Here is a 21,320-nt window from a genome sequence, read left to right on the forward strand (position 1 = left end):
ATCTAGTCAACGCTTTTCGACTGGTTGTACCCGCCGGCGCGGGGCTGGCCCGTAAGCCCGGCAATGGAGTCCATGATCCGGTCAGTGGCTGCGCGGCGCGCCGGCAGGGAGTGGTCGGGGCCGAGCTTGTCGAAGTAGATCGGCTCCCCCACGTGCATGGTGAAGTGCCGGGGCTTGATCGTCATGGCGTCCGCGGGCTGCAGCTGCTCCGTGCCGATGAGGCCGACCGGCACGACGGGCGCGCCGGTGGTGAGCGCCAGCCAGCCGACGCCGGTGCGGCCGCGGTACAACTGGCCATCGCGCGACCGGGTGCCCTCCGGGTAAATGCCGAAGCAGTCTCCCGCTTCCAGGATGCGCAGCGCCGTCTGCAGGGCGGCAACGCTGGCGGCCTGCTCGCCGCGCTCCACCGGAATGGACCCGACGCTGTTGAAGAACCAGCGCCAGAGCACCCCCTTGGGTCCCTTGGAGGTGAAGTACTCGGCTTTGGCGAAGAACGCGACCTTCCGCGGCATGAGTGCCTGCACAATCACGCTGTCGAAGAAGGAGAGGTGGTTCGGGGCGACGATCACCGGCCCTCGCGCGGGAAAGTTTTCGAGCCCGGTGACGGTGGGCCGGCACGAGCCCGCGATCAGCGCCTTCGTGGTGGCCCTGGTGGCATCAAAGAGCGCCACGGGCACCTGCCTCGCTGCGCCCGAGCGGAAGCCGCCCGCTGAAGTAGCCGCGGATGGCACGGTCGAGATCGCGTGCGTCCTCGGCCAGCACGAGTGCACCGGCCGATTCGAGTTCGCCTTCCTCGGCGAAGCCCCACGCAACACCCAGGCACTGCAGCGCATTGGCCCGGGCCCCGTCGACGTCCTGGTAACGGTCCCCCACCATCACCGCCTCCTCCGGCCCCGCGCCGAAGAACCCGAGCGCGGCGCCGATGATCTCCGCCTTGCCCGCACGGAAATCGGGGTGGCCAGCCGTGAGCGTCTCATCGGCATGCGCGCCACGGATGACGTCGAACGCGTCCGCGAGTTCCAGGGCCGCCAGCAGCGTGTTGGCCAGCGGCTCGGGCTTCTGCGTGGCGACGCCGAGACCGTAGCCTTCCGAGCGCAGGCTTGCGAGCAGACCCGGCAGCCCGGGGTAGACCCGGCTCTGGCGCAGCCCGTGTTCGAGGTAGTGCGAGCGGTACAGGGCGATCACCTCGGGAAGCAGCTCCTCCGTCACGGCGGTGAAGCGCAGCAGTCCGTCGGAAAGCTTCGGGCCGACCATCCTGCGCAGGACCGCGTCCTCGGGCACCGGAAGATCCATCGCCGCCAGGGCATACGCGATGCCGCCGGTGATGCTCCCCGCAGGGTCCACCAACGTTCCATCAAGGTCGAACAGGACGACGGGGGCTCTTTGGGTCACCGGGTCAGTTTCCCACAGGTGCGCTCCCGGCCGAAACTCGTATACCCCGAAGGGAATACGAGCCGGCCGTTGCGCTGTCTAGACGTCCAGCACTTCGGCGAGGAACGTCCCGGTGTGGCTCTGCTTGGACTTCGCAATCTTCTCGGGGGTGCCGGTCGCGATGACCTGCCCTCCCCCGGAACCGCCGTCGGGGCCCAGGTCCAGCACCCAGTCGGCGCTCTTGATCACGTCGAGGTTGTGCTCAATGGTGATCACCGTGTTGCCCTTGTCCACCAGCCCCTGGAGCACCATGAGCAGCTTGCGGATGTCCTCGAAATGCAGTCCGGTGGTCGGTTCATCCAGCACGTAGATGCTGCGGCCGTTGGAGCGCTTCTGGAGTTCCGCGGCCAGCTTCACGCGCTGGGCCTCGCCGCCGGAAAGGGTGGTCGCGGGCTGGCCGAGACGGACGTAGCCGAGGCCGACGTCGACCAGCGTCCGCAGGTGCCGCGCGATCGGCGAGAACGCTGCGAAGAAATCCGCCGCTTCCTCGATCGGCATGTTCAGCACATCAGCGATGGTCTTGCCCTTGTAGTGCACTTCCAGGGTCTCGCGGTTGTACCGGGCACCGTGACAGACCTCGCAGGGGACGTAGACATCCGGCAGGAAGTTCATTTCGATCTTCAGCGTGCCGTCGCCCGAGCACGCCTCGCAGCGGCCGCCCTTGACGTTGAAGGAGAACCGGCCGGGCTGGTAGCCGCGCACCTTCGCCTCGGTGGTCTCCGCGAACAGCTTGCGGATGTTGTCGAACACGCCCGTGTAGGTGGCCGGGTTGGACCGCGGCGTCCGGCCGATGGGGCTCTGGTCGACGTGGACCACCTTGTCCAGGTGCTCCAGCCCGTCCACGCGCAGGTGGCGCCCGGCCACCAGCTTCGCCTTGTTCAGCTTGGTTGCCAGCACCTTGTAGAGGATCTCGTTGACCAGAGTGGATTTCCCGGAGCCGCTGACGCCGGTCACGGCCGTGAAGAGTCCCAGCGGGAAGGTGGCGGTGACGTTGCGGAGGTTGTTCTCCTTCGCGCCCACCACCGTCAGCTCGCGCGACTTGTCGTACTTGCGCCGCTTGGCGGGAGGTTCGATTTTCTTCCGGCCGGAAAGGTAGTCGCCGGTAAGCGACTTGGTGTTGGTCAGCAGCTGTGCGACGGTGCCGGAGTGCACCACCTGGCCGCCGTGCTCGCCGGCGCCCGGGCCGATGTCCACGATCCAGTCCGCCTCGTGGATGGTGTCCTCGTCGTGCTCGACGACGATGAGCGTGTTACCGAGGTCGCGCAGCCGGGTCAGGGTCTCGATCAGCCGGCGGTTGTCGCGCTGGTGCAGGCCAATGGACGGCTCATCGAGCACGTAGAGCACGCCGACGAGACCGGAACCGATCTGGGTCGCCAAGCGGATGCGCTGGGCCTCGCCGCCCGAAAGAGTGCCCGAGGCGCGCTCGAGGTTCAGGTACTCCAGGCCGACGTCCAGCAGGAAGTGGAGGCGGGCCTGGATTTCCTTGAGCACCTGGCTGGCGATCTGCGCTTCCCGGCCGGTGAGTTCAAGGTTCTCGAGGAACGCGGCGCATTCGCGCATCGGGAGCGCCGAGACCTCGGCGATCGACTTGCCGTTGATCAGCACCGACAGCGACGCCGGGTTCAGCCGGGCGCCGCCGCACGTCGGGCACGGAATCTGGCGCATGTACTCTTCGTAGCGGTCCCGCGCCCTGTCGGATTCGGTCTCCGCGTGCTTGCGCTGGACGTACTGGATCGCGCCCTCGAAGCCCGTGCTGTACTTGCGTTCGCGGCCGAAACGGTTGCGGTACTGGACGACGATTTTGTGGTCCTTGCCGTGCAGCACGGCCTTGCGCGCATCAACGGGGAGGTCCTGCCAGGCGGCATTGATGGAAAAGCCCATCTCCTTGGCCAAGCCGGCCAGCAGCCGCGTCCAGTACTCCTGGGTGGAGGTTCCGAGCGACCAGGGCGCGATGGCGCCTTCGGCGAGCGAAAGCTCCGGGTTGGGGACAACCAGTTCCTCGTCCACTTCGAGCTTGGTGCCGATGCCGGTGCAGGCAGGGCACGCGCCGAACGGGTTGTTGAAGGAAAAAGAGCGGGGTTCGATCTCGTCGATCGCCAGCGGGTGCTCGTTGGGGCAGGCAAGGTGCTCGGAGAATGCCCGGATGCGCTGCGGGTCCGATTCGTCGAGGTCCACGAAGTCCGCGAGCACGCGGCCTTCGGCCAGTCCCAGCGCCGTTTCGATGGAGTCCGTCAGGCGCTGCCGGATGCCCTCTTTGACCACCAGACGGTCGACGACGACCTCGATCGTGTGCTTGTACTGCTTGCCGAGCTTGGGCGGTTCGGCCAGCTGGATCTGCTTGCCGTCGACGCGGGCCCGCGAGTAGCCCTTGGCGCTCAGTTCCTTGAAGAGGTCCACGAATTCGCCCTTGCGGCCCCGCACGACGGGGGCCAGCACCTGGAAGCGGGTGCCTTCCCCGAGCTCCAGCAGCTGGTCCACGATCTGCTGCGGCGTCTGCTTGGCGACGGGCTCACCGCAGACGGGGCAGTGCGGGCGTCCCACGCGCGCCCAAAGCAGGCGCATGTAGTCGTAGATCTCGGTGATCGTGCCCACGGTTGAGCGCGGGTTCTTGCTGGTGGATTTCTGGTCGATGGACACCGCCGGCGAGAGGCCCTCGATGAAGTCGACGTCGGGCTTGTCGACCTGCCCGAGGAACTGGCGGGCGTAGGCGGAGAGTGACTCCACGTAGCGGCGCTGGCCTTCCGCGAAGATCGTGTCGAAAGCCAGCGAGGACTTGCCGGAGCCCGAGAGCCCGGTGAAGACGATCATGGCGTCGCGGGGCAGGTCGAGGTCCACGTTGCGCAGGTTGTGCTCGCGGGCGCCCTTCACCACCAGCCGGGACAGGTCTGGGCGGGCGGAAGCTGCGAGGTCGGCGGTAGCTTTAGGCACCCGACCATGCTAGTCGAAAACTTTTTCGAACTTCGAGGCAGGAGCCGGGTTTCACTACTGGCTGACTAACGATCGGCGTTGCGCAGCGCCGCCTCCGCGATGGAGAGTGCCTGGGCGGCGTCCATGCCCTGGGATCGCACGACGTCGGCGAACGTCGCGGCAGCCTCGGCCACGATCTGGTCGCGGGCCTCGCCGGAGGAAGCGACCACCGTCCCGCCGCGGCCAAGCGTCTGGACAATCCCTGCCATCTCCAGCTCCCGGTACGCGCGAGCCACCGTATTGACCGCCACGCCCAGCCGGGACGCCAGCGCACGGACGGGAGGCAGCTTCGTCCCCACTGCGAGGGAACCACTGCCGGCGCCGTCGGCGATCCTGCGCCGGATTTGTTCGAACGGCGGCACCGGTCCGTTCTGCTGGATCGACCAGTCGCGCAGCGCCGCGGGCAGCTCACTCATCAGCGTCCGCCCCCCGAACCGGCGGGCCGCGGGCCGCTGGTGGTACCGCTCATTCCGGATCCTCGCTTCGCATGGTGGCCGCCGTTGCTGCGACAACGATATATCGAATACGCGGCGAAGCTGCGAGTAGTCCCCCGGCGCATCAGGGGCCGTCCGCCTGGGCAAGTTCACCCACGGCAGGCACCTGGTACCCCGACACGTAGAGGTCGTGGTAGAAGCCGCCGGCTGCCAGCAGTTCCTCATGCCGGCCCTGTTCGACGATTCTGCCGTGGTCCATCACCAGGATGAGGTCGGCATCGCGGACGGTGGAGAGCCGGTGGGCAATGACGAAGCTGGTGCGGGATTCGCGCAGCCGGTTCATCGCGCGCCGGATCAGGACCTCCGTGCGGGTGTCCACCGAGCTCGTGGCTTCGTCCAGGATCAGGATGGCCGGGTCGGCGAGCCAGGCGCGGGCGATCGTCATCAGCTGGCGCTGGCCCTGGCTGAGGCTGCCCGCGTCGTCGCCGAGGACGGTGTCGTAGCCCTCCGGCAGGGACCTGACGAAGTGGTCCACGTAGGTGGCCTCGGCCGCCTCGATGATCTCCTCCTCGGTGGCTTCCAGCCGGCCGTAGGCCAGGTTCGCCCGGATGGTTCCGTCGAAGAGCCAGGCATCCTGCAGCACCATGCCGAAGCGCCGGCGCAGGTCGTCCCGGGTCATGTCGGCGGTGTCCACGCCGTCGATGGTGATCCGCCCGGCGTCGATCTCGTAGAAGCGCATCAGCAGGTTGACCAGGGTGGTCTTTCCCGCGCCTGTGGGACCGACGATGGCGACCGTCTGGCCCGGTTCGGCGACCAGCGAGAGGTCCGTGATCAGCGGCTCGTCGGGGCGGTAGCTGAAGCTGACGTGGTCGAACACCACCCGGCCGACCGTCCCCGGACCCGGCGTGGCGGCCGGCTCTCTGTCCGGCCGCTGCTCCTCGGCGTCGAGCAGCTCGAAGACCCGCTCGGCAGAGGCGACGCCGGACTGGAGCAGGTTGATCATGCCGCCCAGCTGCGCCAGGGGCTGGCTGAACTGCCTCGAGTACTGGATGAAGGCCTGCACACTGCCGATGGACAGGGCACCGGAGGAAACCTGGAGCGCGCCGACGACGGCGACCGCCACGTAATTCAGGTTCGCCACGAACGTGGTGGAGGGCATGATGATGCCGGAGATGAACTGTGCCTTGGAGCTGGCCTGGAAGAGCCGCTCGTTGGACACGTCGAACTTTTCGACGGCGGCGCGCTGCTGACCGAACGCCTTGACGATCTCGTGACCGGTGAACATTTCCTCGATATGGCCGTTGAGCTCGCCGGTGGTCTTCCACTGCGTAATGAACTGCGCCTGCGAGCGCTTGGCGATGCCGACGGTGATCAGGGCCATCAGCGGCAGCGACACGAGGGAGATCAAGGCCAGCAGCGGCGAGATCGAGAACATCATGATCAGCACCCCGACCACCGTCAGCACCGAGTTCAGCAGCTGGGTGAGGGTCTGGTTGAGGGTCTGGGAGAAGTTATCGATGTCATTGGTGACCTTGCTCAGCAGGTCGCCGCGGGACTGCTCCTGAAAGTGCGACATGGGCAGCCGGTCCAGCTTCGCCTCGATCTGGGCGCGCAGGCGGTACATGGCCCGCTGCACCACTCCGGCGGTAATGAATCCCTGTGCGTAGTTGAAGAAGAAGGCGGCGACATAGAGCACCAGCACCCAGGCCAGGATGGTGCCCAGCCGGGACAGGTCCATGCCCTGGCCGGGCACGACGTTCATTGCACTGAGCATGTCCGCCAGCTGCGTCTCGCCGCGCGCGCGCAGGCCCGCGACCACCTGCTCCTTGCTGGCGCCGGCCGGAAGCATTCTTCCGACGACGCCGTTGAAAATCACGTCAGTGGCCATGCCGAGGATTTTCGGCGCGGCCACCGCCAGGGCGATGGACACGCCGGCCATAAGCACCACCCAGGCCATCCGGAACCGGTCCGGGCGCATCATGCCCAGAATCCGCCGGACGCTCGGCCCGAAGTTCAGCGGCTTCTGCGGCGGCCCTCCCCTGCCGCGCATCCCCATACTCATGCCCGTGCCTCCTCTTCGGTCAGCTGCGAGGTCACGATTTCCTGATAAGTGGGACAGCTGTCCATCAGCTCGGCGTGCGTCCCCTGCCCCACGAGCCGGCCCTCATCGAGCACCAGGATCCGGTCCGCCCCCAGAATGGTGTTCACGCGTTGGGCGACAATGAGCACGGTCGCCTCGGTGGTCACAGGCTTGAGCGCCGCGCGCAGCCGCGCGTCGGTGGCGAAGTCCAGGGCTGAGAAGCTGTCATCGAAGAGGTACAGCGCCGGCGAGCCGACCACCGCCCGGGCGATGCACAACCGCTGGCGCTGGCCCCCGGAGAAGTTGGTGCCGCCCTGGCCCACGGACGCCTGCAGCCCTTCGGGCAGCTCCGCGACGAAGTCCGCCGCCTGGGCGATCCGCAGCGCCTCCCAGAGCTCTTCGTCCGTCGCCTGCGGGTTGCCCATCCGCAGGTTGCTGGCGACCGTGCCGGAGAACAGATACGCCTTCTGCGGCACCAGGCCGATGACTCCGCGGAGCGAGTCGAGGGTGAGCCGGGCGGTTTCGTGTCCGCCGACCCGGATGCTGCCGGAGGTGCGGTCGAGCAGACGCGGTATCAGGTTCAGCAAGGTTGATTTGCCGCTGCCGGTGGACCCGATGATCGCCGTCGTCGTCCCTGGTTCGGCAGTGAAGCTGATGCCGGACAGCACGGGCGCCTGCGCCCCAGGGTAGGTGAAGCTGACGTCGTCGAAATCCAGCCGGCCGCCCAGCGCCGCGCGATCGACGGCGTCCGGGCCGTCGGAGACCGAGGGTACCGTGTCCAGCACAGCCTGGATGCGTTCGGCGCTCACTGCCGCGCGCGGCACCATCATGAACATGAACATCGCCATCATGACGGCCATCAGGATCTGCATGATGTAGCTCAGGAAGGCAGTCAGGGCTCCGATCTGCATCTGTCCCGCGTCAATGCGCTGGCCCCCGAACCAGAGCACTCCGACCGAGGCAGCGCTGACCACGAGCATGATGGTGGGGAACATCAGGGCCATCAGCCGCGTGGCCGCCAGCTGCGTGCCGGTGAGGTCCCTGTTGGCAACGGCGAACCGTTCCTCCTCGAAGTCCCGGCGGACGAAAGCCCGGATCACGCTGATGCCCATGATCTGCTCCCGCAGGACCGAGTTGATCCGGTCCAGCAGCTTCTGGCCGCGGCGGAACAGCGGCACCATCTTGCGCACAATCAGTCCGATGGCCACGAGCAGCACCGGGATGATGACCAGCAGCAGACCCGAGAGCGGGACGTCCTGCTGCAGGGCGAGCAGGATGCCGCCGACGCTCATAATGGGCGCCGTGACCATCAAGGTGAAGGACATCAGCGTGAGCATCTGCACCTGCTGGACGTCGTTAGTGGTCCGGGTGATCAGCGACGGGGCACCGAACTGTCCCACTTCCTGCGCCGAGAATGTCTCCACGGTGGTGAAAAGCTCCGCCCGGATCTGCCGGCCCACACGCATGGCCACGATGGCGCTGAGATAGGTGGCCCCGATAGCGCAGATGACCTGACCGGCGGTGATGACCAGCATCCAGCCGCCCAGGCTGAAGATGACGTTCGTGTCCCCCTTCACCACGCCGTCGTCGATGATGCTCGCGTTCAGGGTCGGAAGGTACAGCGTGGCGACAGTCTGCAGCAGCTGCAGGATGATGATCGCGGCAAGGGGAACCCGGTGCGGGCGAAGGTTCCGCAGGATCAGGCGAAGTAACACAGGACCTCCACTCGGGCATTTTGCGGCACCGAAGACCGTCGCCTGCCGCAGCAGACAGAGTCAAAATACGCCCGCGGATCCCCCATTGTCAGGACGTTTCGCCTCTGGGCGAAACGGGACCGCTCACTGGTCGGCGCGGAAGGCGGTCGTGAGCCTGCTCAGTGAGCGCAGCGCCTCCCGGGCGTCGTCCTCGGACCACTCCGTCAGCATCGAGCGCAGCCGGTCCGTTCGCCGTTTCATGACGGCGGCGAGGATCGAGGATCCCGTCTCCGAGACGCTTACGAGGGTGGCGCGCTTGTCCGCCGGATCGGGGCGCCGTTCGATCAGGCCTTGCTCGGCCAGGTCGGCGAGCTGCCGGCTGAGGGCGGACGGGCCGATGCCCAGGTGCGCTGCGACATCGGTGGCACGGCACTCACCAAGGTGGGAAAGCAGTGCCAGCACGCCCACATGGGCCATGCCCAGCTCGCTTTGGGGGGCGTTGTGGACGGCGAGCGCCTTCACGGCCCGAAAAAGGCGGAAGACTTCCTCCACCAGTTCCTCCACCGTTTCATCCTTGACGGACACTGAACCCTCCCCGGCCTGTTGATTGACAAAGTCAAATATATACCCCGGTGGGTTGCCGGGGGCGGTCCTGCCGGACGGCCCTATCTGTCGGGCGGCCACGCCGCTACAGTCCGGACTGTGGCGTACCCAACCGATCCGCGGATCGATGCCTACATCGACGGGCTGCCCCGCTGGCAGCAGGACGTGTGCCGTGCCGTCCGGGACCTTGTTCATGCCGCCGACCCCGAGGTGGCCGAGACCATCAAGCGCACCGACCGGCCCTACTTCGTTCTCGAGGGCAATATCTGCGCGTTGCTGGCGGCAAGGGACCATGTCAACGTCTTCCTGTACGACGGCGCCATCGTGCCGGACCCGGAGGGGATCATCACCGGCGGCCACGGGAACAGCACGGCCCGCACTGTTGCGGTCCGCGAAGGGGAAACGATCAACGCCGGGGCACTGTCCGCCATGTTCGGGCACATCATCGCCAATAACCGGGCCGGGGGCTGGCGTCGGCTCAAAAGAGGAACGTAAGGCCATGGAGCGGACCGGCTGCGCCGTCGTCGGGGGCGGACCTGCAGGCATGATGCTCGGCCTGCTGCTGGCCCGGGCGGGCGTGGAAGTGACGGTGCTTGAAAAACATGCCGACTTCCTGCGCGACTTCCGCGGCGACACCGTGCACCCTTCCACCATCCGCGTGATCGACGAACTCGGCCTGGGCGGGGAGTTCCGCAGGCTCCCGCAGAGCCGGCTGCAAAATGTGGCCTTCCCCGTGGCCGGGGCCGGGAGGGTGGTTCTCGGCGACTTCAGCACCCTTCCTCCGCCCTACAACTACGTGGCGATGATGCCGCAATGGGACTTCCTGAACCTCCTCGCAGCGGCTGCCGCCAGGGAGCCCTCCTTCACCCTCGCGATGGAGAGTGCGGCGACCGGCCTGGTGCGCCAAGGCGGCCGCGTCACCGGAATCCGCTTCCGCGGCCCGGATCAAACAGAGCGGATCCTGAAGGCCGATCTGGTGGTCGCCTGTGATGGCCGGCATTCGGCCCTGCGCAGGGCTGCCGGTCTGCAGCCGCGCGGGTTTCCGGTGCCTTTCGACACGTGGTGGTTCCGGTTGCCGCACCGCCCCGGCGAGGAGGGCGAGGTCGCAGGCATCGTGCCCGCGTTCGGGGACAGGCAGGCCCTCATCTCGCTGAACAGGAGCGACTTTTACCAGATGGGGTACCTGGCGCCCAAAGGCTTCGATGCCCGGATCCGGGCCGAGGGCGTCGGGGCCTTCCGACGGCGTATCACCGCTCTCCGGCCGGATCTGGCCGACGGGCTGGACACCCTTCGCTCCTTCGACGACGTGCACCTGCTCGACGTCAGGATGGACCGGCTCCGGCGGTGGTACGTGGACGGCATGCTCTGCATTGGCGATGCCGCCCATGCCATGTCCCCGGCCGGAGGCGTGGGAATCAACCTGGCGATCCAGGACGCCGTTGCCGCCGCTGCCCTGCTGGCAGGCCCTCTGCGCCGGAACCAGGTTACCGCCAAGGATCTTGCGCGCGTGCAGCGGCGCCGGAGGCTGCCCACCGCCGTCGTCCAAACCGCGCAGCGCATACTGCACCGGCTGGTGTTCGTGCCACTGTTCACCGGCCAACGGGCCGCCGCGCCGATCGCGGCGGTCTTCGCCGTCCGGCACCTCCCCTTCCTCAGGGCCCTGCCGCCACGGCTGATTGGGTTCGGTCCGCGGCCCGAGCATGCTCCGGCTTTCGCCCGGCGCGGACCCGAGGTTCCGGCCGCATAGCCGCGAACCCTGACCGTGCAAGGATGGGAGCAATCGAGACAACGAGGTGCGCGTGACTTTGCCGCAGGTCTGCTTTGGTTTGGCGGGAGGCAGTTTCGCGGCCAGCTGCGCCCTGGGACTCGGCGTTGCGTCGAAGCGCTTCAGCACAGCGCGCTTCCGCTGGGTCCACCACGCGCTCTTTGTTCTCACCTGCCTCCTGGGAGCGGTCGCGGCCAGTTCCCTGCTGTGGTCAGCCAGCCCTGCCGGCTGGTTCCTGCTGCCGGCGGCCGTACCTCTGGCCGCGCTGCCGGCAGCCGGTTCCCCCCGCCTCGGCCGGCACGCAGCCCTGGCGCTGGCTGCCGCCCCCTTCTTTTTCGTCAGCATCCTCGTGGCCTGGAGGTAACGCATGGAATTCCTTGATGTCGTGTTCAACCGGAAGACCACGAATGGTCCTTTCCTGCCTGACAAGGTCAGCGAAGAGCACCAGCAACTGCTCATGAGGGTGGCCGCAGCTGCGCCGTCCCAATTCAACAGCCAGCCCTGGCGGTTCGTGCTGATCGAGGACGACGAAACGATCCAGGAAATCGCCCGGATCAGCGGCGCCAGCATGACGAAAGTGATGTCCGAGGGGACATTCTTTGAACGCTACAAGAAGTACTTCCGTTTCAGCCCGGCGGAGATGGAGGAACACCGCAGCGGAATGCTCTTCGATCAGCTCCCGGCCCTTCTACGGCCGTTCACCAAGCGGGTGTTTACCCCGTCAGGTCAGTCACTGATGAATACGCTGCGCGTTCCCCGGACACTCGGTGAGGAGAACCGAAAACTGGTCGCCGGGTCTCCGCTGCTCGTGGGCGTGCTGCTCGATCGCAGCGAGTACCGGCCGGACCAGCTCTCGGGCTTCTACTCCGTGTTCAGCATGGGCGCCGCCATGGAGAACCTGTGGCTCACCACGGTGGAACTCGGCATGGGCATCCAGTTCGTTTCCTTCCCGATGGAGGTGCCCGGGAACTGGCGGCGCATCGAAGAACTGCTAAAGGTTCCGGATGACTTGCAGCTGATGGCCGTATATCGGCTGGGCTATGTTCCCGCGAAGCAGCGCCGGCCCGCAATCGACTGGTCCAGCCGCGAGCGCAAGAAGCCTTCCCAGTATGTCTTCCGCGGAGCCTGCGACACTCCGCAGTCCGGCTGGGACGAGGCCGACGGGACGGCCCCGTAACGCCTTCCCTCCCGGCCGGGAGCGCCTTTCGTGCTTCGCTCCCCCCACGGATCCGGATTTTTCTTGCAGAGTGTGTAAACTTACGCGGTCTGCAAAATTCCGGCCGCGGGCAGCGGCCCACCTGTCGTTCCCTTTGAGAGATTCGGATCCCCATGTCCAAGCCCTCTGCCGTCCCGGCCGCGCACGCCCCGCGGGACGACGCTTCTTCGAGCCCGGTGATGAACCACCGCCAGATCCTGCTGGTCATCTACGGCCTCATGGCAGGAATGTTCCTCTCGTCGCTGGACCAGACGGTCGTGGGCACCGCGATCCGAACCATTGGAGATGACCTGCACGGCCTGGACCAGCAGGCCTGGGTGACCACTGCGTACCTGATCACCTCGACGATCGCGACGCCGATCTACGGGAAGCTTTCCGACCTCTTCGGCCGGCGCCCCCTTTACATCTTTGGCCTCGGGGTCTTCATCGTCGGCTCACTGCTCTCCTCGTTCTCGACGTCGATGCTCATGCTCGCGGCGTTCCGTGCGTTCCAAGGCATCGGTGCGGGTGCGTTGATGTCGCTTCCGCTGGCGATCATGGGCGACATCCTCGCCCCGCGCGAGCGGGCGAAGTACCAAGGCTATTTCCTCGCTGTCTTCGCGGTGTCTTCCGTGGTCGGTCCCCTGGTCGGCGGCGTCTTTTCCGGCACCAGCGAGCTCCTGTTCATCTCCGGCTGGCGCTGGGTCTTCCTCGTGAATGTGCCGATCGGCTTCATTGCGCTCGGCATGGTGCTCGCGTTCCTGCACCTTCCCAAGTTCCATGACCGGTCCACGGCACGGATCGACTGGTGGGGCGCCACCGCCGTCATCGTCGCGCTCGTCCCGCTCCTCCTCGTAGCGGAGCAGGGTCGCGAGTGGGGCTGGGCCTCCGCCGGTTCGATCGCCTGCTACGTCATCGGCGCGCTCGGGCTCATTTCCTTCATCGTGATCGAGCGGGCCATGAAGGAAAATGCGATCATTCCGCTGAGGCTGTTCCACTCGAGCACGTTCTCGATGGCCACGGTGCTGGGCTTCCTGGTCGGCTTCGCCATGTTCGGCGCGATGCTCACACTCCCGCTCTACCTGCAGCTCGTCACCGGCCTGACCCCGACTGAGTCCGGCTTCGCGACGCTCCCGATGGTCGGCGGGCTGATGATCGCCTCGATCGTCTCGGGCCAGATCGTCGCCCGCACCGGCAAGTACCGGATCTTCCCGATCACCGGCACCTTCGTCACGGCGGGCGGGTACTTCGTCCTGACCTTCATGTCCATCGACAAGCCGCTGTGGTTCCTCATGATTGCGATGTTCCTCATTGGTTTGGGCCTGGGGCAGCTTATGCAGTCCCTGACCCTCGCATCGCAGAATTCGGTGCGCCCGCAGGACATGGGCGTCGCGACAAGCTCCGCCACGTTCTTCCGCCAGATGGGCGGCACCTTGGGCACCGCCGTTCTGCTCTCGGTCCTGTTCGCCGTCATGCCCGGCAACATCACCACCGCGATGACAAACAGGGCGGATCTGACGTCGGCCCTGGATGCCGCCCTGACGCCATCCGTCGCGAACAGCCCCGCCAACTCCGGCGTCATGAAGCAACTCTGGAACCCTGTCGTTGGCCCGGTCAGGTCCCAGCTGCAGGCCGGCCTCGATGAAGGCACGACGGCGGCAAAGCGGGCCGCTGACCAGGCCGTCACCCGGCAAGTGACCGCTGCCGTGCAGCAGCAGGTCGCCGCTGGCCGCATTCCTGCGGCAGCCGCGCCGTCGGTCATCGCCCAGCAGGTCTCCGCAGCGAAGCCGGCCGCTGAGCAGCAGGCCCTCGCCGCCGCCGCCCAAAAAGCAGGAGCCTCCGTCGTCGACGGTCATCTGGCCGTCGACTACTCGGATCAGGCCCAGCGCTCCGCCGTCGTCGGCAGGCTCGTTCCGACCATGATCGACAAGCTCAATGAGGCTAGGGCGAACCAGTCGACATCCTCCTCGGCGACGTCGGACACCTCGTACCTCAAGGGCGCCGACGCGCGACTGACCCGGCCGTTCATGACGGGCTTCAACTCCTCCGCCGTGAGCATCTACTGGGTGGGCCTTGGAGTGATCCTCCTCGCGTTCGTCCTGACCTGGTTCTTCAAGACTCCGCCGCTCCGCCAGCGCTCGGCGCTGCAGGAGCAGGCCGACAAACGCGACACTGCCCAAGACCTCGAAGTGTATGCCGCGGAGGGGGCAGCGGAGGCGGGATCGCCGACCGCTCCTGCAAGCGGGCCCGTCCGTGTCCACCGCCCGTGACGCCATGACCGGCACCTTTGCGGCCGACGAGCCCGGCTCGCTGCGCGAACGCAAGAAGAAGCAGACACGGCGGGCCATCCACGACGCCGCCTACCACCTCGTGGCGGAACGCGGACTAGCCCACGTCACCGTTGCAGACGTCTGCACCACCGCGGCGGTGTCCGACCGGACCTTCTTCAACTACTTCCCCTCCAAGGCCGCGGCCGCTCTCGGCCTGCCGGGCACCGCGGTTACCGAAGAAAGCGCGCAGCGCTTCCTCTCGGGCACCGGTGAGCTCATTGATGATCTGTGCGAGCTCATCTCGAGCCTTCCGAGCGATGACGAGGACGGCGTCCAGCGCATCAGGGAGCTTGTCAAGATCGAGCCGCACCTGCTTGCGGCCCTCCACCAGTGGACCTCAGGTTTCCGGCAGCGGGTGATCGAGCTGGCCGAACAACGGTCCTCCGGCCAGACGGCGCGGCTCGCCGTGGCACTCGTCTTCGCCGCCCTGATCCTCCATGCCGACAGCGGGTACACGGGGCGCGCCGGCCGTGCCAGCGCCGCCGAGCTTCGCAGGACGATTTCACTCCTCAGCTCGGTCGCAACGGACTGACACCGGCTCGGGAGTCCTTGGAGTGGTCTTCGCCGGCGCGCAGCAGCTTGACGGCCAGGACCACCACCCACAGGAGGAACGAGCCAATCATGATGCGCTCGATCACGCCCAGCCACGGGGTGGGTTCTCCAGCGCCAACTGCCGGAACGAAGGAGTTTGTCCAGGCGCCGAAAACGAGTACGACGGCAAGTGTGAGGATCGAGTAGACACGGAAACCCTTCCCCAGAGCAGCAGCACCAAAGGCGAGGATCGCGACATAGAGCAGCGCGTCCACTCCGCCGAGCACGAGATGCATGGTGTCGGTGAAGGAAGGGCCGCCGGTGATGTTCTGGCGCGCCGTCATCGGGAACGGGAGCCACAGCGGACCGACGGCGCCGTAGCCGACGAGAAGGGCTCCCGTCACGCGAAGCGGCTTGTTCACCGCGGCTGATTTCTTTTGGCCTGCGGACCTCCAGACTCCGATCCCGAAGGCAACGACCAGCGCCTCATAGAGGAAGCCCTCAACGGTGAGTGCTGTCCTCGTGGGAGCACCAACGGAGGTGAGCTCACTGATCGTTTGTGAGAACGAGTCGTAGCCCGGATAGAACGACGCGGCCAGCACTTCCGCAGTGACGGGCCACAACAGCGACGACAGGATCCCGCAGGAGAGCAGGGCCTTGCGCAGTTGCCCGGTGGTTCCCCCCGACAAACCGCCGGCGCGGTGAATCGTAGACATCCAATCTCCTCAAGGCTTCATGCCGGCGAACCATTTCTGTTGCTTCAGCCTGCCGCCGCGGAGGCAGTCCTGTCAGGGCAATTGGTCCCCTCCAGCGGGCGCGGGGGGCGCGTCCAGGACGGTGACGTGCAGCGGCATGCGGTTGGCGCGGCGAAGCCGCCCCGCCAGCGCGTTGCGCACGCCGCGGGTTACGAGGGTGGCCTTGGTAAGGCCGCGAAATTGGGCGGCGTCGGAGGTGACGAGGTCCAGCAGGGGCCGCGCTGCGTCCTCGGGTGTCTGGCCCCACAGCCCGACAACCACCTGCAGCGCACCCAGCCGCTTCTCGTAGCCACGCTGGGACGTGACGTGCTGCAGCATGTCCGTCATCACCAGGCCCGGGTTCATGCCGTGCACCCGGACGCCGGTGCCCTTGGTCTCCAGCCGCAGCGTCTCGGTGAACTGACGCACCCAGCGCTTGCTCGATGAGTAGGCGTTCTGCAGCGCCACCGGCCCTTGGTCGCCCTGCCCGTAAAGGTTGACGAGGTCCCCGTGGCCTTGCGCAAGGAATACCGGAAGAGCGGCGCGTGCTCCGTGGAACGTGCCGAGAATGTTCGTGCGCACCACGCGGGTGAAGTCGTCGACAGGGGTGGATGCCGTGGGCCCGTAGACCCCTGACGTCCCGGCGTTGTTGACCCAGATATCCAGCGTTCCGTGGCCGAGGGCCTCGTCGCGCAGAGCCTCGACGTCAGCCATCTCGCCGGTGTCGCAACGGCGCCCCCAGGCAGTGATTCCCTCGGTTCTCAGCTGGTCGACTGCGGCGGCTGTGCCGGCATCCGACCTGGAGGCCAGCACAACCGTCGCTCCCTGCTGGCCAAGCACCCTCGCCATGGCGAGCCCCAGGCCGCGTGTAGACCCGGTTACGACGGCCACGCGTCCACGCAGCTGGTCATGTTGCGTATCCATGTCTCTCTCTTACGCGCCGCGGCTGAGGAGGGCAAGACCTGCGGAGGTGAACCGAAACAGCAGTTCAGCTCCGACAGGTTCTCAGCCGAAGTTCGCGACGTAGCTGGGCACTCCCACGGCGGCGGTCGAGACGGGCGCGCCGGTGTCATTGATGACGTGGTCCAGGGTTCCGGCACCCAGGTTCACGGTCAGCAGGCCGTGAAGTTTCACGCCGGGCGTGACCGGCACTTCGAAACCGCGCGCAGCATGAATTGCGGGGTCAACATTGGTGTAGATGTAGCTGCCGCCGCCCCAGAGTTCGTGGGTCTTCACGGAGTCGGAGACTTTGTAGGCCGCCCAGCCCAGGACGCCGTCGTGCTGCCAGGCAGCCTGGTTGGGAGCGTCGTAGGGCAACTCGTTCTGGAAAAAGACCGTCCTGCCGTTTTCGCCGTTCCAGACGACGTTGTACTTGCGGTAATGCTCTACGAACAGGCCGGTGGCAGTGACATTGTCGCCATTGATGACGACGCCGTAGTCCGCGGTGTTGGTGGTCCAGCCGACACCGTTGCCGTGGTCCGCACGCCAGGCCCAGATGTGATCGAGCAGCACATTGTCGCTGTTGACCTCCAGCCTCACCGTGGCTTTGCCCGCATGGGGCCCGCCGATGCGGAAGAACACATCGTGCAGCGTGGTGGGGTCGGCTGGATCGCTGTGCCTGCCGGAGCTGCCGGATTTGCCGGCCTTGCCGATCCGAACCAACGCCGGCGAATTCACGGCACCCGCATCGACGGTGATGCCGGCAACATCCACACCGGGCACGTCCGCGACGGTCAGCGGGACTGCGCCGTCAACGGCGGTCAGGGTGGTCATGCCGAGCCCGAGCACGACGGTATTGGCGCGCTTGACGGCGATGCTGTCGTCGATGTTGTAGACGCCCGCGGTGAGCAGCAGGTTCTTGCCGCGCGCCAGTTGCGAGTTGATGGTCTTGACCGAATCGGAGGGCGCAGCCACCAAGAAGTCGGAAAGCTGGATGCTGCGGCCCGCCGTCGGGGCGTGTCCCCAGGTGGTACCCGCGGATTCCTTGCGGGCGGTCGGAACGAAGACGCTGTACCGGCCGCCGGCGTCGACGGTGAGATAGGGCTTTTCCCGGGTTTCGACGACCACCCGGCGTCACCGGGCGAGCTGCCGTTGACCACCGTTCGGCAGCCGACGTTGGAGATGGCCGCCCAGGCAGGCCGTCTCCTCCTTGCCGGAATCGACAGTCCAGGCGTCGGCCGGGAACCCCTGATCCACCCCGCGCGCCTGGTCGTACGGGCAAGCAGCCAGCGACGAGGCGACGTCGGCCGGGAGGTGGAGCGGGCCGCTGGCAGCGGATCCCCCGCAGGTTAGTGTGCGATCTCCCAGATGTGTCCGCCCGGGTCCTTGAAGCTGGCAGTCCGGATCCCCCAGGGTCGGTCCATCGGGCCATTGAGCAGTTCGACGCCGCGGGAGACCAGCTCAGCGCAGGCGGCGTCGACATCCGGAACGCCGAGGGTGAGCTGCAGCCGCGACCCCTCGTTGGCGCCGCCCACGTTGGCCGGTGAGATGAGTTCCGTCGCTGCGGAACTCTCCAGGAGGTTGATGAGAGTGTTGCCAAAATTGAACACGACAGAGTTCTCATCTTCGAACATGACCGGAAGCCCGAATACCTCACCGTAGAACGCTTTGGTGGCGGCGAGATCCTCCGTGAACAGCGTGATGGCGTCGATGCCCTTCGTCCAGGTTTCCACTTTTCCCCCTGCTGCAGACTGCGAAACTTTGACGCCCTATTCTGCGCAGGGAAGACCCTCGAAGTCCATGAGGCCTGCCCTCCGGAAGTCCGGCACGAGCTACGGCTCAGGCGGCTCCGTTGCTCCGGGCGAGGGCAACGGCTTCCGCGACGTCACCGGCCCAAGGCTCTCCATGCCCGGGGAGCACCACCGTCGCTGACGTATCCGGTGACAGAACCCCTGGCGGGGCGTACGCTCATAGCAGGCGAAATTACCGCCGAACCGCACAGCAAGCAGACTCGTTCCTCCTCATGGTTAGAGCGCGTGAGCAGGAATGAGGCCGTTATGGCCCGTCACCCGGATCCCGGCACCGAGATGGCCGCCCTCGGGAACCTCCAGAACCTCGTCCTCGAGAGCGCGGAAGCGCAGGAATTCCTGCAAAATCTTGCCTTGTTCTCTGCCACCGCGCTGTCCGGGCCCGCGGATGTACTGAGCAGTGTGCCAGTTGAACGGGGCTCAGTGCCGGCCACCGTCGCCAGCAGCCATCCACGGGCCCTGGCGATGGATCAACTGCAGTACCGCTACAACGAGGGCCCCTGCCTCGCAGCGCTGCGGACAAACACCACCAAGCACATTCACGTACTGCGGGAAGAGGACAGGTGGCCGCTGTACTGCACGGCAGCCTGGTCCGAGGCGTCCAAAACCCTCCGCCTGGCAATCCGGGTCGCAGCGCTGGCGGAGGACCGCAGGAACATGACAGGCGCCATGGGATCGAACACCCCGGTCAGTCTGGCGGCCGGGGTCATCATGGCGGAGAACCGCTGCGGCCAGGACACGGCTTTGCGGGTCCTCAAAATGGCCTCCAGTACCCGGAACATCAAGCTTCACACTGTCGCGGAAACCATAGTTGCCTCCGTAGCGCAGAACCCGAAAGTCCTCGCTTTCCTGCGGAATTGAGCGGCCAAAGCGACGCTTCGCCATGGGCTTGAGGGCCAGGGGGCCAGCGACGGCGCTTTGCCGTAGAGTGGCGAGCAAGCTTTCATCCGGGGGTGCAGCCATGAGAGAAGATCGCGTACGGCTGGACGCGAATCGTCAAGGAGCGTGCACGCCATGGAAAGCACCGTTGTCCAGCAGAACCACCCCTCAGCGGGCGTGCCCAGCACCCTGCAGTTGCTCAGGCTTGCCGCCCGTCTCGCGGAGGACCGGAACAACGCCAGCCTCGCCCGCTTCGGGTTGACCCGGGCGTCACGAGCCATCCTCGACGCCGCGGCGACCGGTCCCGCCGGCTCCATTACCGTTGCCAACAGGCTGGGCCTGCGCCGGCAGAGCCTCGACCGCATCCTCCCGCGTCTCGAAGCACGCGGCTACATCAGCAGGACCTGGGTGGCCGCTCGCCGCTACCGCATCGAGATCACGAGTCTCGGTTCGGAAGTCGTGGCCACCATCCCGCCCGAACCTGCTCTCCTTGGCCCGGACGAGGAACAGGCACTTCGGCAAGGACTTTTCGATCTGCTTGCCGGTCTGCCGCCGGAGAAAGAGTTCTACGGCAAGGCGACGTCATTGGCCGCTGCGCCCGACGTAGAATAGTCCGCGTCGGCGGGGATCTCGGCCGGCGCCCCTAGTACCGCGAGTTCGGGCATCCCGGAGTCAGGCACTCAATCGTCGTAAACGTCCAGACCGCGGCTGGCGCCTTGTCGTCCTCGTCAACGCGTTCCCACGTCGGGTAGGCCGGCTGCCCGCACAGCGGGCAAGCAGCGGTGTAGCTGCGCATTTCCTCGGTCGTGAATTCCCGTCCCGCATCGTTCATCTACGTATCCTAGGCCGCGGTCGACTCCCTACAAACCGACGAGCCGGCTGACGACGGACGGCGCAAGGCGGTTCAGGTCGGATCAGCGGAATCCCGGCTCGTGCCCTCCGAGCAGGTTCAGCAGGTCCTTGAGCAGCGCGAGCGCGGCTCCGGTGGGACTTGAGCGACCGCCCTGGACCGCGATGTCACCCGCGTCCGGACAGTGAAACACCATCGCCTTCTCAGGCCCCGTGATATGGAAGAGCGGATCCCCCGGTGCCAGGGTTTCAAGTGCCACCCTGACGTTCATGGGGCTCAGCAGCGAGACCGATGCCACGGCCCTGAGCCGCATCCCCGACCGGGCGGCCCTGACCGCAGCGTCGGCAGCCGACGCATCGATCCGCGCCTGGTCAACCGTGATGTCCGTGACATCCCAGTCCCAGAGCAGCCCCGCGAGGAGCCGAAGCTTCGTCGCTGCGTCACTGCCGTCCAGGTCGGCACGAGGATCCGCCTCCGCAATTCCGCGTGCCTGCGCTTCGCGCACTGCTCCGGAAATGGTCCACCCCTCCCCCAGCCGGTCGAGAACGAAAGTCGACGTGCCGTTCGGGCAGGCACGGACGGAAACGCAGCCGAGGCCTCGCACCCCCTGGCGAGCAAGGTCTGCTGCGGGAAGGGCCGCACCCGTAGCAGCTGAGATCCGGATCCGGCCTCCTCCCGCCAGGGCGGCCCGCTGGAGCGGACGCCAGCGCTCGAGCAGGTGGCTCTTCGTGGCACTCACCACGTCGATTCCCCGGCATAGGGCGGTGGTCGCCTCATGGGCTGCCCTGTCGAGCGCTTCCGCAGAGGACGGGACGGCCTGGACGAGCACGCGCGCGCCGGTCCTGTCGAGCGTTTCCTCGATGCCGGCCAGCGGGCGCCACTGCTCACGGGAAGCGATCTTGTCGCGAGGCTCGAGAAGGATCTCGGTCGAGGCGCCCCTGATGGCTGCTACATGCGCGCCAAGCCCCTGCTCGCCGAGCAGTTCTGCAAACTGCTTCCCCACCGGGCCGTACCCGCTGAGCACCACCGGAGCGCTTGTCATGGCCGCCTTCCCACTTTTTCCTCATCATCCCAGACGCC

Annotated in this window: 23 protein-coding genes; 10 read left to right on the forward strand and 13 right to left on the reverse strand. The window is 66.7% G+C overall.

Features of this window, described 5'->3' with window-relative positions; translation table 11 throughout:
* Positions 1-2: 2 nt before the first annotated feature.
* The 7 genes from KIH31_RS04580 to KIH31_RS04610 form a co-directional block, all read right to left on the reverse strand.
* Entirely contained in the window at positions 3-671 is a 669-nt protein-coding gene (locus KIH31_RS04580; protein ID WP_214425901.1) for a 1-acyl-sn-glycerol-3-phosphate acyltransferase, read from the reverse strand.
* Positions 658-1,392 carry an HAD hydrolase-like protein gene (locus KIH31_RS04585; protein ID WP_214425902.1) on the reverse strand — a complete coding sequence of 245 codons (735 nt, stop codon included), beginning with the start codon at positions 1,390-1,392 and terminating at the stop codon, positions 658-660. The genes KIH31_RS04580 and KIH31_RS04585 overlap by 14 nt, the downstream gene beginning before the upstream one ends.
* A 78-nt stretch (positions 1,393-1,470) precedes the next feature.
* A complete protein-coding gene (gene uvrA, locus KIH31_RS04590) occupies positions 1,471-4,359 on the reverse strand; it encodes an excinuclease ABC subunit UvrA (RefSeq protein ID WP_307857543.1) in 2,889 nt (962 codons plus the stop codon).
* Between the two features lie 65 nt (positions 4,360-4,424).
* The gene (locus KIH31_RS04595; protein WP_214425903.1) at positions 4,425-4,814 is read right to left on the reverse strand and encodes a GntR family transcriptional regulator; all 390 of its coding nucleotides are present in this window, start codon (positions 4,812-4,814) and stop codon (positions 4,425-4,427) included.
* 142 nt (positions 4,815-4,956) lie between these two features.
* Positions 4,957-6,894: an ABC transporter ATP-binding protein gene (locus KIH31_RS04600; protein WP_374224843.1), complete on the reverse strand. Its 1,938-nt coding sequence runs from the start codon at positions 6,892-6,894 to the stop codon at positions 4,957-4,959.
* On the reverse strand, positions 6,891-8,627 hold the full coding sequence (locus tag KIH31_RS04605; protein WP_214425904.1) for an ABC transporter ATP-binding protein: 1,737 nt from the start codon (positions 8,625-8,627) through the stop codon (positions 6,891-6,893). Before KIH31_RS04605 ends, KIH31_RS04600 begins: the two co-directional genes overlap by 4 nt.
* Positions 8,628-8,750: 123 nt before the next feature.
* Positions 8,751-9,191 (reverse strand): MarR family winged helix-turn-helix transcriptional regulator, encoded by a 441-nt coding sequence (locus tag KIH31_RS04610; protein WP_214425905.1) that lies wholly within the window; start codon positions 9,189-9,191, stop codon positions 8,751-8,753.
* Positions 9,192-9,308: 117 nt separating this feature from the next.
* Between KIH31_RS04610 and KIH31_RS04615 the strand changes: the two genes are divergently transcribed.
* From KIH31_RS04615 to KIH31_RS04640, 6 genes are all read left to right on the forward strand, one after another.
* A complete protein-coding gene (locus KIH31_RS04615) occupies positions 9,309-9,704 on the forward strand; it encodes a DUF1801 domain-containing protein (protein ID WP_214425906.1) in 396 nt (131 codons plus the stop codon).
* Between the two features lie 4 nt (positions 9,705-9,708).
* Positions 9,709-10,956 carry an FAD-dependent oxidoreductase gene (locus KIH31_RS04620; protein WP_214425907.1) on the forward strand — a complete coding sequence of 416 codons (1,248 nt, stop codon included), beginning with the start codon at positions 9,709-9,711 and terminating at the stop codon, positions 10,954-10,956.
* Between the two features lie 52 nt (positions 10,957-11,008).
* Entirely contained in the window at positions 11,009-11,338 is a 330-nt protein-coding gene (locus tag KIH31_RS04625) for a hypothetical protein (protein ID WP_214425908.1), read from the forward strand.
* A gap of 3 nt (positions 11,339-11,341) precedes the next feature.
* Positions 11,342-12,151 (forward strand): nitroreductase family protein, encoded by an 810-nt coding sequence (locus KIH31_RS04630; protein ID WP_214425909.1) that lies wholly within the window; start codon positions 11,342-11,344, stop codon positions 12,149-12,151.
* Positions 12,152-12,303: 152 nt separating this feature from the next.
* The gene (locus KIH31_RS04635) at positions 12,304-14,439 is read left to right on the forward strand and encodes an MDR family MFS transporter (protein WP_250545484.1); all 2,136 of its coding nucleotides are present in this window, start codon (positions 12,304-12,306) and stop codon (positions 14,437-14,439) included.
* Complete coding sequence (locus KIH31_RS04640) at positions 14,423-15,031, forward strand: TetR/AcrR family transcriptional regulator (RefSeq protein ID WP_214425910.1); 609 nt, start codon at positions 14,423-14,425, stop codon at positions 15,029-15,031. Before KIH31_RS04635 ends, KIH31_RS04640 begins: the two co-directional genes overlap by 17 nt.
* Here the strand turns inward: KIH31_RS04640 and KIH31_RS04645 are convergent.
* From KIH31_RS04645 to KIH31_RS04655, 3 genes are all read right to left on the reverse strand, one after another.
* On the reverse strand, positions 15,009-15,746 hold the full coding sequence (locus tag KIH31_RS04645) for a DUF998 domain-containing protein (RefSeq protein WP_214425911.1): 738 nt from the start codon (positions 15,744-15,746) through the stop codon (positions 15,009-15,011). The two genes, KIH31_RS04640 and KIH31_RS04645, sit on opposite strands and share 23 nt — an antisense overlap.
* Before the next feature lie 72 nt (positions 15,747-15,818).
* Positions 15,819-16,688, reverse strand: coding sequence for an SDR family oxidoreductase (locus tag KIH31_RS04650; protein ID WP_214425912.1), 870 nt, complete (start codon positions 16,686-16,688; stop codon positions 15,819-15,821).
* An 81-nt stretch (positions 16,689-16,769) separates the two neighbouring features.
* Entirely contained in the window at positions 16,770-17,831 is a 1,062-nt protein-coding gene (locus tag KIH31_RS04655) for a hypothetical protein (RefSeq protein WP_214425913.1), read from the reverse strand.
* On the opposite strand from KIH31_RS04655, the gene KIH31_RS18460 reads away from it, so the two are divergent.
* Positions 17,721-18,056, forward strand: a complete 336-nt coding sequence (locus KIH31_RS18460) for a substrate-binding domain-containing protein (protein ID WP_374224844.1) — start codon at positions 17,721-17,723, stop codon at positions 18,054-18,056. The two genes, KIH31_RS04655 and KIH31_RS18460, sit on opposite strands and share 111 nt — an antisense overlap.
* Here the strand turns inward: KIH31_RS18460 and KIH31_RS04665 are convergent.
* Positions 18,053-18,436, reverse strand: coding sequence for a VOC family protein (locus tag KIH31_RS04665; RefSeq protein ID WP_214425915.1), 384 nt, complete (start codon positions 18,434-18,436; stop codon positions 18,053-18,055). The two genes, KIH31_RS18460 and KIH31_RS04665, sit on opposite strands and share 4 nt — an antisense overlap.
* Before the next feature lie 67 nt (positions 18,437-18,503).
* On the opposite strand from KIH31_RS04665, the gene KIH31_RS18295 reads away from it, so the two are divergent.
* From KIH31_RS18295 to KIH31_RS04675, 3 genes are all read left to right on the forward strand, one after another.
* Entirely contained in the window at positions 18,504-18,635 is a 132-nt protein-coding gene (locus tag KIH31_RS18295; RefSeq protein ID WP_284675943.1) for a hypothetical protein, read from the forward strand.
* Between the two features lie 104 nt (positions 18,636-18,739).
* Entirely contained in the window at positions 18,740-19,372 is a 633-nt protein-coding gene (locus tag KIH31_RS04670; RefSeq protein WP_307857544.1) for an ANTAR domain-containing protein, read from the forward strand.
* A gap of 153 nt (positions 19,373-19,525) precedes the next feature.
* Entirely contained in the window at positions 19,526-20,002 is a 477-nt protein-coding gene (locus tag KIH31_RS04675) for a MarR family winged helix-turn-helix transcriptional regulator (RefSeq protein WP_214425916.1), read from the forward strand.
* 31 nt (positions 20,003-20,033) lie between these two features.
* Here KIH31_RS04675 and KIH31_RS04680 read toward each other — a convergent pair whose 3' ends face one another.
* On the reverse strand, positions 20,034-20,222 hold the full coding sequence (locus KIH31_RS04680; protein ID WP_214425917.1) for a hypothetical protein: 189 nt from the start codon (positions 20,220-20,222) through the stop codon (positions 20,034-20,036).
* An 82-nt stretch (positions 20,223-20,304) separates the two neighbouring features.
* On the reverse strand, positions 20,305-21,282 hold the full coding sequence (locus tag KIH31_RS04685; RefSeq protein ID WP_214425918.1) for a hypothetical protein: 978 nt from the start codon (positions 21,280-21,282) through the stop codon (positions 20,305-20,307).
* Between the last annotated feature and the right edge of the window lie 38 nt (positions 21,283-21,320).

This window comes from Paenarthrobacter sp. DKR-5, assembly GCF_018531425.1.
In the GTDB taxonomy this organism is placed as follows: Bacteria; Actinomycetota; Actinomycetes; order Actinomycetales; family Micrococcaceae; genus DKR-5.